The organism is Methylobacterium sp. 1030 (genome assembly GCF_040544715.1).
Classification (GTDB): Bacteria; Pseudomonadota; Alphaproteobacteria; order Rhizobiales; family Beijerinckiaceae; genus Methylobacterium.
Genome location: NZ_JBEPKM010000001.1, coordinates 284461 through 297113, shown reverse-complemented (window position 1 = coordinate 297113; position 12653 = coordinate 284461). Strand labels below are relative to the sequence as shown.

The window sequence follows — 12653 nt, the reverse complement described above, 5'->3', positions numbered from 1 at the left end:
TGCGAGACGGGTTCGGCGAACCGGGTGCGCTTTGACGTAAACGGTGGTATTATTTTCGGTCTTCGGTCGATATGTGCAGATTTTAAGAAGACTGACTATTAAATCTTCACTTAAACCTAGTATTAAAAACGCCGACAAAACGCATTACAGATCATGAAGGCGAATTGCCAGATAACATAGATCGGTGTCAAGCGTTCCGCCGCGCGGAGGCTGCAAAAACATTCCCGCGATTGGTCAATTTATAGCGCTTCTGCTCCCCGGAGCGGCTTTCGAGCCGGACAAGCGCGCGCCGCCGAAATGTCTGACTTGTGCGGCCTCCGCCGTGCCGAGATCGCAGGCCGGGCGATCCCACCGCAGCGGCGCGCCCTCGATCCGCACGGGCGCGTGCAGCCGGAGGGCAGGTCCCCACGCCGTGTCCTCGATCTCCGGGGCGTAATCCGCGTCCCGATATCCGCCGAAGGCGGGCCCCGGCGCGCTGCCGGGATGGTCCGTGAGCAGGCGCGCGGTCCGGGCCAGGGAGAGCCGCGCGATGACGGCGTGCCCGTCGCGCTGCCGGGCGATCAGGCCTCGCACGGCCGCCGCCGCCATCAGGTAGCCGGTGGCGTGATCGAGCGCCTGGACGGGCAGCGGCACCGGCCGGTCGGCCTGTTTCCACCGCTGCCCGGCCGCCGCGATGCCCGTCGCCATCTGGACGAGGCTGTCGAAGCCGCGCCGTCCGGCCCAGGGTCCGGTCCAGCCGTAGGCGCAGAGCGCGACGTCGATCAGGTCCGGGTTGAGTGCCCGGCGTCGCGCCGCGCCGTAGCCGAGCCGCTCCAGGGCGTCCGGGCGGTACCCGTGCACGAGGATGTCGGCCTCGGCGAGCAGGGTCTCGAAGTGCCGGCGGTCGTCGACCTGCCGGAGGTCGAGGCGCGTGCAGACCTTGCCCAGGGTGACGTCGGGCGCCAGGGACGGTTCGTCCCAGCCGGGCGGGTCGATCCGCAGGACGTCGGCCCCGAGGCCGGCCAGGACGCGCGTGGCCACCGGCCCGGCCAGGATGCGGGTCAGGTCGAGGACCCGGATCCCCGCGAGGGGACGGGCCGGGTCCGGGCGCCACGGCGACCGGTGCTGGACGGGCCGTTCCGCGACCGCCACGAGGGGCTCGGCCCGGACCGCCCGGCCCTGGTCCAGGCCTTCCCAATCGTCCGGACCGCGCATCGCCGCGGCGCAGCCGCCGGCGCGCAGGATCGCCCCTTCCAGGTCCTCGGCCGCCGTGCGGGCCACGGCGGCCGTGACCGCCTCCCGCTCGCCCGGGCAGTCGAGGATTGCGAGGGCGGCGGCGCGGTGATGGGGCGCGTTGGTGTGCAGCCGGATCCAGCCATCCGCCGCCTGGTAGTCGCCGGCGATCGGGTCCCAGGCGGCCGGCAGCGTCCAGCCCTGCGGCCGCACGGAGGTGCCGAACCACGCTGAGGCCAGGTGCCGGTCGACCGTGACGGCGGGCGCGGGGCCGGACAGGCCGAGGAGTTCGGAGACGGCGAGGCCGGCGGCGCCGATCGACGCCGTCGCCAGCGCGGTGACCGGGAAGCAGGAGGGCAGGCTCCCGGTGCCGGTCACCGCCAGCCGGTCCCCGGCCTCGGGCGGCAGCGCCAGGGCGGCCAGCGCCTCCGCGAGGATCGGCGCCAGGGCGTCGTGGTCGGCGTGTCGTTCGCGCATGGTCCCGGCCCTCGATCGGTTCGCGCAGGCTGCCGGCCATCGACGGATCGATCAATCTTGATACATCTAATCAACATGACGGAATGGCTGGACCGCGCCGAAGCCCTCGACGCCCTCGGGATCCGGGCCCAGACGCTCTACGCCTACGTCAGCCGCGGGCTGATCGAGGCGCGGCGGGCGCCGGGGCGGCGGCACAGCCAGTACCGGGCCGCCGACGTCGCGACGCTCGCCGACCGGCGCGGCCGGAGCCGCGCCAGCGCGGCGATCGCCGCGGGGGCCATGGCCTGGGGCGAGCCGTCGGTCGTCACCGCGATCAGCACCGTCCACCGGGGCAGCCTGATCTACCGCGGCCGCGACGCCGTGGCGTTCGCCCGCGACGCGAGCCTGGAGGCGACCGCCGACCTCCTGTGGGACAGCCCGGAGGCGACGCTGTTCGAGGTTCCGGCCGACGCGGCCGCGACGCCGTTCCTGGCGCTGGCCGGGCTTCTGCAGGAGGCCGAAGCCGCGCTGGGCCGCGGGCACCACCGCCTGTGCCGCGACGCGCGCCGCGCCGTCGCGCATCTCGCCGCGTCCTGCGGCATCCCCGAAGGCCGGGCGCCCCTGCATCAGGGCTTGGCGCGGCTCTGGTCCCTCGACGCCGCGACCGCCGACCGGGTCCGTCAGGCGCTGGTGCTGCTGGCCGACCACGAACTGAACGCCTCGACCTTCGCGACCCGGGTCGCCGCCTCCACCGGCGCGCCGATCGCGGCCTGCCTCATGGCCGGGTTGAGCGCCCTGTCGGGACCGCGCCACGGCGGCGCCGCGGCGGCGGTGCTGCGGCTCGTCGACGAGGCTGACGCGACGAACCCCCGGGAGGCCGTGCGCGCCTGCCTGGATCGGAGCGGCGCGCTGCCGGGCTTCGGCCACCCGCTCTACCCGGACGGCGACGCCCGCGCCGCGGCCCTGGGCGCGGTCCTGCCCGCCGACCCCCTGCTGGACGCCGTCCGGGACTGCGCCGAGGCGGCGACGGGGGCGCGGCCGAACATCGACTTCGCGCTGACGGCGCTCGTCCGGACGGCGGGCCTGCCGCGGAGCGCGCCGTTCACGATCTTCCTGCTCGGCCGGAGCCTGGGCTGGGCGGCGCACGCCATGGAGCAGGGCCGCCAGGGGACGCTGATCCGGCCGCGGGCCCGGTACGAGGGGCGGCGCAGCCCGGCGGACCGCCCATAGCGAGAGGGCCGGCCTCGCGGCCGGCCCTCAATCCGTCGCAGCCTCCCGCGCCGGCCTCAGGCGAACATGTCGGGCTGGGTCTCGGCGATGTGGCTGTACAGCGTCTGGAAGTGCAGCCAGCCGATGTAGTCGCTGCCGACGTGCTCGCGGCTGTAGCGGGCGGTCTTCTCCGAGAGGAGCTGCGGCTTGATGCCGGAGGCCTCGACCAGGAGCTGCTGCTGGCAGGCCCGCTCCAGGGCGATGAACCAGAAGGCCGCGTCGTCGATGCTGTGCTGCGAGCAGGTCAGCAGGCCGTGGTTCTGGTGCAGCACGCCGCGGTTGCGGCCGATCTGCTGGGCGACCGACAGGCCGCTCTCCTTCTCCACCGCCACGGCGCCCGCCGAGGCGCCGATCACGGCGTGGCTGTTGTAGAAGGCCGCCGCGTCCTGGCTGATCATCTCCAGCGGTCGGCCGGTGGCGCACCACGCGGTGCCGTAGGTGGTGTGCGCGTGGCACATCGCCATGACCTCCGGGTACTCCTCGTGCACGGCGGCGTGGAGGACGAAGCCCGCGCGGTTGATGGCGTGGCGCCCCTCGACCACCCGGCCCTTGTGGTCGGCCAGGATCAGGTTCGACATCCGCACCTGCGAGAAGTGCACGCACATCGGGTTGGTCCAGTACAGCTCCGGACGCTCCGGGTCGCGGATCGTCAGGTGGCCGGCGAAGCCGTAGTCGAAGCCGTGCATCGCGAAGGCGCGGCAGGCGGCCACGAGGTGCTTCTTGCGGTAGTCCCGCTCCTCGGCGTGGTCGGCGAAGTCCGGGATCTCCGGGAAGATCAGGCCGGCCTGCTCGGGCTGGTAGATCGAGGTCCGCCTGCGGCCGGCATCGTCGTTCGGCAGGTCGAGGGCGACGGCCGCCTCGTGGGCGTGGTCGTCGAGCATGGCGTCTCCTTTCGTCGGGGTACGGACCGGCCCGCCGATCGCGTCGTGGCCGGCACTATCCTGCCGGATCCGCGCGTTGACAAACGACGATTTTTCACGCAATCCATGAATTCAATTCACGGATTGCGCATGCGCCGGATCCCGAGCTTCTCCGCCCTGCGGGCCTTCGAGGCGGCCGCGCGCCTCGGCAGCTTCGCCCGCGCCAGCGCGGAGCTGCACCTCACGCCCTCGGCGGTGAGTCACCAGATCCGGGCGCTGGAGCGCTGGTTCGGGCGCGCCCTGTTCCGGAGGGCGAACCGCCAGGCGCTCCTCACCGCCGACGGCCAGCGCCTGCTGGCCGGGCTCTCGAGCGCCTTCGACGCGATCGAGGCGGTCTGCGCCGACCTCAGCCCGCCGTCGCCCACGTCGCTGGCCGTGCACTGCACGCCGAGCTTCGCGGCGAAGTGGCTCGGGCCGCGGCTCCCCGCCTTCGTGGAGGCGCATCCCGGCATCGCCATCCGCCTCTCCACCAGCGCCGACCCGGTGGATCTCGGCCGGCACGAGGAGATCGACATCCTGATTGCCTACGGCCGGCCGCCGCACGGGCCCGGCCTGACCGTCGAGTCCCTCGGCCCGGAGGAGATCGCCGCCCTCTGCGCGCCGGAGGTCGCCCGGGCCGCGCAGCCGGACGCGGCCGGATCGATCGGGCCCTTCACCCGGCTCGACTCGTCCTTCAGCCCCGTCCGCTGGCCGGACTGGTTCGCCCATAACGGTCTGCCGGTCCCGGCCGGGGCGGCGGGCGCGGCTTTCGACCGGGGCTCGCTGGTGATCTCGGCGGCCGTTCAGGGGCTCGGCGTGGCGCTGGAGACCCTGCGGTTCGCCCGGGACGAGCTCGCCGCCGGGCAGCTGGTGCGCCTCGGCGGCGATCGGGTCGCGAGCCTGACCCGCGACCTCCACTTCATCTGCTACCGCGAGCGCGACGGGGCCCTGGAGAAGATCCGGGCCTTCCGGCACTGGCTCCTCGACGTGGAGGCGCAGAGCCGGGCCGAGGCGGCCTGAGGCGGCCCGAGGCGGAGAGACCCGATCCCTCACCCCGCCCCGCTCCCGCACGGGAGAAGGGGGCGGCGCGTCGCCCGAACAGACCCCCCGTCTTTTCATCCGGCAGGCCTCAACGGCATCGGGAACCGCGCTAGGTCCCCGTCCAACGACGCGGCGAGCGCGGCGGGGTCCGGTCCCGACCGCGCGCCACCCAGGGAGAGAACGCCCCATGTCCCTTTCCGCCAAGCTGCAGCGGCGCGCCGACGAGGGCCGGCCCGTCCGGGTTGGCTTGATCGGCGCCGGCAAGTTCGGCTCGATGTACCTGTCGCAGGCGCCGCGCACGCCCGGCATCCACCTCGTCGCGGTGGCCGACCTATCGCCCGACCGGGCGCGCGAATCGCTGCGCCGGGTCGGCTGGGACGATTCCCGGTTCGCCGCGCGGGGGCTAGAGGAGGCCGCGCGCGGCGGCACGACCCTCGTGACCGAGGATGCCGACGCGATGATCGCGAGCCCGTTCGTGGACATCGTCATCGACGCCACCGGCAGCCCGGCCGCCGGCATCCGCCACGCGCTCAAGGCCTTCGCGCACGGCAAGCACATCGTCATGGTCAACGTCGAGGCCGACGTGCTGGCCGGGCCGCTGCTGGCGCGCCGGGCGGCCGAGGCCGGGGTGATCTACTCCATGGCCTCGGGCGACCAGCCGGCGCTCATCGCCGAGCTGGTCGACTGGGCCCGCACCATCGGGCTGGAGGTGATCTGCGCCGGCAAGGGCACCAAGTACCTCCCGGCCTACCACGCCTCCACGCCCGACACGGTCTGGGGCCATTACGGCTTCAGCGAGAGCCAAGTCGCGGGCGGCGACTTCAACCCGCAGATGTTCAACTCCTTCCTCGACGGCACCAAGTCGGCGCTGGAGATGGCCGCGGTGGCCAATGCCTGCGGGCTCACCCCGCCGCGCGACGGCCTCGCCTTCCCGCCCTGCGGCGTCGACGACCTGCCGAGCGTCCTGAAGCCCGCGGCGGATGGCGGCCTCCTCACCGAGCGCGGCACCGTCGAGGTGGTCTCGTCGGTGGAGCGGGACGGGCGGCCGGTCTTCCGGGACCTGCGCTGGGGCGTCTACGCGGTGTTCGAGGCGCCGAGCGCCTACGTGCGCGACTGCTTCGCGCAATATGGCCTCAAGACCGATTCGAGCGGCCGGTTCGCCGCGACCTACAAGCCCTATCACCTGATCGGGCTCGAGCTCGGCATCTCGGTCGCCTCCATCGCGGTCCGCGGCGAGGCCACGGGGGCGACGGGCGACTGGCGCGGCGACGTCGCCGCGACAGCCAAGCGCGCGCTGCGGGCCGGGGAGCGGCTCGACGGCGAGGGCGGGTTCACCGTCTACGGCAAGCTGATGCCGGCGGCGGATTCCCTGGCGCAGGACGCCCTGCCGATCGGCCTCGCCCACAACATGGTCCTGAAGAACGACGTGCCCGCGGGCCGGGCCGTGCGCTGGAGCGACGTCGCGTTCGACGCAGATCAGGAGGCGATCCGCGTCCGGCGCGAGATGGAGGCCCTGTTCCGCGGGGCGGCGGGGCGGGCCGCCGGGTAGCGCCTCAGGCGCGCCGGCCGGCCGTGCGCCCGGTCGGCGAGCGCCCGACGAGCTTCCGGAACGTGCGGCTCATGGCACTGGCGCTCGTGAAGCCCGATCGCGCGGCGACCTCCGCCATCGATCCCGCGCCGGAGCGGATCAGGGCCTCGGCCCGGCCGACGCGCTCGCGCATGATGTACTGGTAGGGCGTGACCCCGGTGGTCTGGCGGAAGGCTCGGATGAAGTAGCCCTCGCTGAGCCCGACGATGCCGGCCAGGGCGGAGACGGTGATCTCCCGGTCCAGGTGCTCCTGGATATACGCGCAGGCCCGCCCGGCCTGCGACGCCGAGAGGTCGGGCGCCGCCGACCGGCCCGGAGCGCGCGCGGCGACGACCGAGCGCAGGATCGCCAGGTGGAGGCTCTCGATCAGCAGCGCGTCGGGCGACGGGTCGTCCCGGTGCGCGCAAGCCAGCGCGTCGAGGATGTGCCAGGTGCTGCGGCAGGCGCGGAGATCGCGCCCGTCCGCCGCGAAGGCGATCTTGCCGATCGGCGCCTCGGCCAGCCGCTCGACGGCGGCGGCCGAGAAGGAGAGGACGCGGCCGGCATACGGGCCCGCCCAACGGGTCGTGCCGTTCAGGCCGGGACGCCGGACCAGCAGGCCCTCGCGCTCGCTCAGCCGCGCCGCGATCTCGTAATCGACCGCGTGGTGCGCCCCCGCGGGCTGCGTGCTGGCGGCGACCTCGAGGCCCGTGACCGCGTGCGTGCTCCACCCGCCGGTCGGGAAGCGGAAATCGATGAAGGCGACCTCCGGGAGGCCGCGGTCGCTCGGTGCGTAGCAGGTCAGCTCGGGGCGGCCGGAGAGATGCCCGGTGCTGCCGCTCGTTGCGTACGCGATCGTCTCGGCTGTGGTCGCGGCTGAACTCTCGGCTGTGCTGTCCATGCGGGCCCGTGATTCCGGTGTCGTCGCGGTCACGCCCCGCGACGGAGGAGGGCGGCCCCGCGGCCGCCCTCCCGGTGTCAGACCGTCAGCGCAGGGAGCCGGTCACGCCGCCGACGACACCGCCGACCGCGCCGAGCACGCTGCCCACCAGGCCGCTCACCAGACCGCCGACCTGGCCCACGACCCCCGAGACCGCACCGAGCTCCTGGCTCGCGTCGACCCCGAGGCCGACAGTGAGGCCGACCCCGAGGCCACCGCCGACCTGGTCCAGCTCGGCGGCGCTCAGCTCGCGGACGGTATCGATGCTGTCCTGCATGATCGTTCTCCAGATTGAGATTCAGGTAGAAGGTTATTTGCTTCGATCTATTGCCTGATCGTAGCGTCTAGGCGCCTTGGACGTCGGCACCTGCCTTTAGGATTACAGAGATGTGCTTCGTGTCAATCGGTCATGGCCAGCCGATAATGCTCGCGGACGATCGAGCCCGGCCAATGCGCAAAAACTGACAGGCCTTGTCTTTCCCAGGCCGCGCTCCAGACGCTGTCGGCACCGCGGCCGCCCGCGCTGCGAAGCGGCGCGTCTCACCGCGTCTCACGCCGTCGAGTTTTCGCAACGCAGCACGCGATGATGCAAAAACTGACGTCCTGCTGCGCTGCAAGGCAAGCTCGACGGCGAATTGGAATAAGCCGTTGGAAATCAGACGGTTTTCAACGCAGGCGCGACGTTCTGACGCGGGCAGGATTATTCAAAATTCGCCGTGTCGGCAAGTGTTGACATGAAACTCCCGCGATGCGACCGAGTAAGGTGGCAAATGCGCTGAGCATTGTCCTCGAATACGGCTGTCTCCTTCAGGAAGGTTGCTTTCTCCGGGTGCCAAGTCCGCTCTTTCGACTTGAGGTTATAGAGGCGCGACGCAACGCGTGGCTGGGCGAGGCGCAGATCATCCAGCCTCTGCCGGTCCGCATCGTGGCCGCGGCCTGCGTGATCATGGTGGCGGCGGTCGGCCTGTATGCCTGGCAGGGCACCTACACGCGCCGCATCCACGCCGTCGGCCTTCTCGCGCCCGATATCGGGCTGATCAGCCTCGCCAGCCCGGTGGCGGGGCGCGTCGGCTCGACCGGCGTCCGCGAGGGCGACAAGGTCGCGCGCGGGCAGCTCCTGTACACGATCGACCTCGACGCCGTGTCGGCGAGCGGCCCCACGCAGGAGCGCGTGATCGCCGAGCTGGAGCGCCAGCGCCAGAGCGTCGAGCGGCAGCGGACCGCCCGGGCCGATCTGGCCGGCACGGAGCGGCAGGCGCTGCGCGAGCAGGTGGCGAATCTGAGCGAGCAGTCGGCCCAGCTCGCCAAGCAGATCGACCTGCAGGACAAGCTGGTTCCGCCGCTCCGGGCGCGGGTCGAGGAACTCGCCGACGCCGTGGCGCGCGGCTACGCCCGCGCCGCCGACTTCCAGAGCCAGAACTACCTCTACATGCAGGCGAGCGCGCAGCTCGCCCAGTTCCAGCAGAGCCGCCTCCAGATCGACGGCAAGCTCGCCGAGACGAAGTCCCAGCTCGCCGCCTACGACGACCGGTTGGCCCGCGACCTCGCCGACCTCGACCGGACCGCCGCCCAGCTGGCGCAGCAGAAGGCCGAGAGCGAGGCGCGCCGCGCCATCGAGGTCCGGGCGCCCGAGGCCGGGACCCTGACGTCGATCCGCGCGCAGGTCGGCCAGACCGTGGCGGCCGGGGCGACGCTCCTGACCCTGCTGCCGAGCGCCGGGCGCCTCCAGGCCAACCTGTTCGTCGATTCGTCGGCCATCGGCTTCGCCGAGGCCGGCGCGCCCGTGATGCTGCGCTACGCCGCCTTCCCGTTCCAGCGCTTCGGCCTGCACCGCGGCGTCGTCACCGAGGTCACGCGGGCGCCGCTGGGCAGCGACGACGCGCCCGACTTCGCGCGGCGCGCCGCCGCCCGGGGGGAGGGGACCGACCTCTACCGCATCGTGGTCCGGCCCGATTCCGACACCGTGCTGGCCTACGGCGAGCGGCGCAGCCTCGAGGCGGGCATGCGCGTCGAGGCCGACATCGCCCTGGAGAAGCGGTCGCTCTACCGCTGGCTGCTCGATCCCGTGACGCATGTCCGGGAGAGCCTCGCCCTCGTCACGCGCGGCGGCCTCGACGCCCTGCCGGTCCGGAAGGCCGCCCCGTGACGGCGCCGTCCCTCGCCGCCCGGCTGGATTTCGGGCTCCGCCGCCGGGTGCCGGTCGTCCTCCAGGCCGAGGCCGCCGAGTGCGGCATGGCCTGCCTCGCCATGGTCCTGGCCTATCACGGGCGCCAGATCGACCTCGCGACGCTGCGGCGGCGCCATCCCCTGTCCCTCAAGGGCATGACCCTGCGCAACCTGATCGACCTCTGCGGCGCCCAGGGCCTGACCGCCCGCGCGCTCCGGGTCGAGCTCACGGACCTGCCCCGCCTCCGGTTGCCCTGCATCCTGCACTGGGGCCTCAACCACTTCGTGGTGCTGACCCGGGTCGAGCGCGGCGGCCTCGTCATCAACGATCCGGGCCGCGGCCGGCGGCGGGTCAGCCTCGCGGAGGCCTCGCGGGAATTCACCGGCGTCGCCCTGGAGGCGGTGCCCAATCCGGGCTTCCGGCGCGAGCGGGCCGCCCCGGGCCTGCGGCTGCGCGACTTGTTCCGCAACATGGCCGGCATCCGCGCCGCCCTGGCCCAGGTCCTGGCCCTCTCCCTCGGGATCGAGCTCGTCGCCCTCCTGATGCCCATCGCCTCGCAGGTCGTCATCGACGAGGTGATCGTGAACGCCGACCACGATCTGCTCCTCGTGGTGGCGATCGGCCTCGCGCTGCTGCTGCTGCTCCAGCTCGGCCTCAGCATCGCCCGCACCTGGGCGATCATGCTGGCCGGAACCCGGCTGAACTACCAGTGGTCGGCCGGCCTGTTCGACCACCTGTCGCGGCTGCCCCTCGACTACTTCGAGAAGCGCCATGTCGGCGACGTGATCTCGCGGTTCGGCTCCCTCGCCACCATCCAGAAGGGCCTGACGACCGATCTCGTCCAGGCCATGCTCGACGGGCTCATGGCGGTCGGCATGCTGGTGATGCTGACGGTCTACGGCGGCTGGCTGGTCGCCGTGGTCCTCGCCTCGACGGCGCTCAACGCGGTCCTGCGGGTCTTCGCCTACGGCGCCTACCGGGAGGGGAGCGAGGAGGCCCTCGTGGCCGAGGCCCGCCAGCAGACGCACTTCATCGAGACGGTCCGCGGCATGGCGAGCGTCAAGCTCCTCGACCTGCGCGAGCGGCGCGGCGGCGCCTGGATGAACCACTTCGTCACGGCCCTGAACGCCCGGCTGCGGCTGCAGCGCCTCGACCTCGTGTTCGGCCGCGCGAACGAGTTCCTGTTCGGCCTCGACCGGCTGATCCTGCTGGTGCTCGGCGCCCGCGCGGTCATCGGCGGCTCCCTGTCGCTCGGCATGCTGGTGGCGTTCCTGGCCTATCGCGACCAGTTCGCCACCCGGATCGGCAGCCTGATCGACGCGTGGTTCAAGCTGCGCATGCTCGACGTGCAGACCGACCGGCTCGCCGACATCGTGCTGTGCGAGCCCGAGGAGCAGGATCTCGCCGCCGGGGCGCAGCCGGGGGCGCCCCCGGTCGTCGCCCTGAAGGCCGGAACGCTCGCCGGCGCGGGCCTGGCGCTGCGCTACGGGGCCGACGAGCCCTGGATCTTCCGCGGCGTCTCGCTGTCCGTCCGGGCCGGCGCGTGCTTCGCGATCACCGGTCCCTCGGGATGCGGCAAGACCTCGCTCATGAAGGTGATGATGGGGCTGACGCCGCCCAGCGAGGGGATCGTCACCGCCGACGGCCAGGACATCCGCACCGCCGCCGGGTCCTACAGGCGCCGGATCGCCGGCGTGATGCAGAGCGACGGCCTGTTCGCCGGCTCGATCGCCGAGAACATCGCGGCCTTCGACGAGCATCCGGACGCGGGCTGGATCGCCGAGTGCGCCGCCCGGGCGGCGATCCTGGACGACATCCGCCGCATGCCCATGGGCTTCGAGAGCCTCGTCGGCGACATGGGCTCGACCCTGTCGGGCGGCCAGAAGCAGCGCATCGTGCTGGCGCGCGCCCTCTACCGGCGGCCCGAGATCCTGTTCCTCGACGAGGCCACGAGCCACCTCGACGAGGCCACCGAGGCGGTGATCGCCCAGGCCCTGCGCGACCTGCGGATGACGCGGGTCATCGTCGCCCATCGCCCGGCGACGATCGCCCACGCGGACGCGGTGTTCGATTTCCCCGCCCAGGTCCGCGACCGGGCGGATCTCGCCGCCGCGGGCTGACGCGCCCGACGCGCTTCGCCTAGGGGAGCGCGGGCCGCAGGTCGCCCGGGGCCAGGCCGAAGCGCTTGCGGAAGCCGCGGTTGAAGGTCGGCACGTCGGTGAAGCCGCACGCGTAGGCGATCGAGGCGATCCGCATCTTGTCGTCGCGGCGGGCCTCGAGGCGCCGGCGCGCGAGGTCGAGGCGCGCGTCGCGGATCGCCGCCGCGATGCCGCCGGTCTCCGCGAAGGCGCGGTACAGGCTGGTCCGGGAGAGACCGAGCGCGCGCTGGATGTCCTGCGGGTTCAGGTCGGGGTCGTGCATCCGCCGCGCGATGTGGGCGCGGGCGAGCGACACGACGGCCGCCTGCGAGACCGCCTCCGGATCGCCGCGCCGGGCCGCGCCGTCGACGAGGTGGCCGAGGAGGTGGAGCACGCCCTCGACGGCCGCCTGCGCCTCGTCGGCGGACATCCAGGCGACCGAGCCGGCCACCCCGCGCAGCCGCGCCCGGACCTCCGCCCCGGCCGGGAGCGGGCCGAGGCTGCGGCCCGCGAAGGCGTCGGCGTCGCCGACGAAAGCCTCGAACATCTTGCGCGGGACGGCGAGGCGGATCTCGCCGTAGGCGCTCTGGGTGCCGGCCACCAAGGGCCGGTTCCGCGTCAGGAAGCTGATGTCGCCGGGGGTCAGCTGGGCCCCGCGGCCGTTCTGCTCCTGGTAGCCGACGCCGTCGAGCGCGAGGCCGATCACCACCATCCCGCGGGCGTTCCGGTCGACGTGGCGGGAGCGGAACTCCACCGCGACCGGGCTGCTCACCGTGTGGGTCAGCGACCAGCCGGCCGAGGCCACGCTCAGGCGCTTGGCCGCGAAACGCTCCCGAGGGTGCCGCCGGCCGATGTCGCCGAACCCGGCCAGGGCCGTGCAGCGCCAGAACTCGAAGGCCTGCTTGGGGTCGACGTGGCTGGTCGTCTCGACGAGGCTCGGGACGAGCACCGGGCTAGACACGTG

The 12653-nt window shown here is 72.9% G+C and carries 10 protein-coding genes; 5 read left to right on the top strand and 5 right to left on the bottom strand.

What is annotated here, in order from left to right; genetic code table 11:
* Positions 1–234: 234 nt before the first annotated feature.
* Entirely contained in the window at positions 235–1689 is a 1455-nt protein-coding gene (locus ABIC30_RS01470; protein WP_234081839.1) for a CoA transferase, read from the bottom strand.
* 75 nt (positions 1690–1764) lie between these two features.
* On the opposite strand from ABIC30_RS01470, the gene ABIC30_RS01465 reads away from it, so the two are divergent.
* Positions 1765–2898: a citrate synthase gene (locus tag ABIC30_RS01465; RefSeq protein ID WP_234081841.1), complete on the top strand. Its 1134-nt coding sequence runs from the start codon at positions 1765–1767 to the stop codon at positions 2896–2898.
* Positions 2899–2954: 56 nt separating this feature from the next.
* On the opposite strand, the gene ABIC30_RS01460 is transcribed toward ABIC30_RS01465, so the two are convergent.
* On the bottom strand, positions 2955–3818 hold the full coding sequence (locus ABIC30_RS01460; protein WP_020091015.1) for a class II aldolase/adducin family protein: 864 nt from the start codon (positions 3816–3818) through the stop codon (positions 2955–2957).
* A gap of 129 nt (positions 3819–3947) precedes the next feature.
* Between ABIC30_RS01460 and ABIC30_RS01455 the strand changes: the two genes are divergently transcribed.
* Together ABIC30_RS01455 and ABIC30_RS01450 are read left to right on the top strand one after the other, a co-directional pair.
* A complete protein-coding gene (locus ABIC30_RS01455) occupies positions 3948–4856 on the top strand; it encodes a LysR substrate-binding domain-containing protein (protein ID WP_234081842.1) in 909 nt (302 codons plus the stop codon).
* A 208-nt stretch (positions 4857–5064) separates the two neighbouring features.
* On the top strand, positions 5065–6426 hold the full coding sequence (locus tag ABIC30_RS01450) for an NAD(P)H-dependent oxidoreductase (protein ID WP_234081845.1): 1362 nt from the start codon (positions 5065–5067) through the stop codon (positions 6424–6426).
* A 4-nt stretch (positions 6427–6430) separates the two neighbouring features.
* Here the strand turns inward: ABIC30_RS01450 and ABIC30_RS01445 are convergent, their stop codons facing one another.
* Both ABIC30_RS01445 and ABIC30_RS01440 read right to left on the bottom strand, forming a co-directional pair.
* Positions 6431–7345: an AraC family transcriptional regulator gene (locus ABIC30_RS01445; protein WP_354453706.1), complete on the bottom strand. Its 915-nt coding sequence runs from the start codon at positions 7343–7345 to the stop codon at positions 6431–6433.
* Between the two features lie 85 nt (positions 7346–7430).
* Positions 7431–7661: a hypothetical protein gene (locus ABIC30_RS01440; protein ID WP_012321783.1), complete on the bottom strand. Its 231-nt coding sequence runs from the start codon at positions 7659–7661 to the stop codon at positions 7431–7433.
* 552 nt (positions 7662–8213) lie between these two features.
* On the opposite strand from ABIC30_RS01440, the gene ABIC30_RS01435 reads away from it, so the two are divergent.
* Positions 8214–9530 carry an HlyD family secretion protein gene (locus tag ABIC30_RS01435; protein WP_026604600.1) on the top strand — a complete coding sequence of 439 codons (1317 nt, stop codon included), beginning with the start codon at positions 8214–8216 and terminating at the stop codon, positions 9528–9530.
* Complete coding sequence (locus ABIC30_RS01430) at positions 9527–11671, top strand: peptidase domain-containing ABC transporter (protein WP_020091010.1); 2145 nt, start codon at positions 9527–9529, stop codon at positions 11669–11671. The genes ABIC30_RS01435 and ABIC30_RS01430 overlap by 4 nt, the downstream gene beginning before the upstream one ends.
* Before the next feature lie 19 nt (positions 11672–11690).
* Here ABIC30_RS01430 and ABIC30_RS01425 read toward each other — a convergent pair whose 3' ends face one another.
* On the bottom strand, positions 11691–12650 hold the full coding sequence (locus tag ABIC30_RS01425) for a helix-turn-helix domain-containing protein (protein WP_042675645.1): 960 nt from the start codon (positions 12648–12650) through the stop codon (positions 11691–11693).
* Positions 12651–12653: the final 3 nt, after the last annotated feature.

Coding starts and splice junctions, on each gene's coding strand:
- ABIC30_RS01460 (WP_020091015.1), bottom strand. CDS start 3,818: ATGCTCGACGACCACGCCCACGAGGCGGCCGTCGCCCTCGACCTGCCG.
- ABIC30_RS01440 (WP_012321783.1), bottom strand. CDS start 7,661: ATGCAGGACAGCATCGATACCGTCCGCGAGCTGAGCGCCGCCGAGCTG.
- ABIC30_RS01445 (WP_354453706.1), bottom strand. CDS start 7,345: ATGGACAGCACAGCCGAGAGTTCAGCCGCGACCACAGCCGAGACGATC.
- ABIC30_RS01450 (WP_234081845.1), top strand. CDS start 5,065: ATGTCCCTTTCCGCCAAGCTGCAGCGGCGCGCCGACGAGGGCCGGCCC.
- ABIC30_RS01465 (WP_234081841.1), top strand. CDS start 1,765: ATGACGGAATGGCTGGACCGCGCCGAAGCCCTCGACGCCCTCGGGATC.
- ABIC30_RS01470 (WP_234081839.1), bottom strand. CDS start 1,689: ATGCGCGAACGACACGCCGACCACGACGCCCTGGCGCCGATCCTCGCG.
- ABIC30_RS01455 (WP_234081842.1), top strand. CDS start 3,948: ATGCGCCGGATCCCGAGCTTCTCCGCCCTGCGGGCCTTCGAGGCGGCC.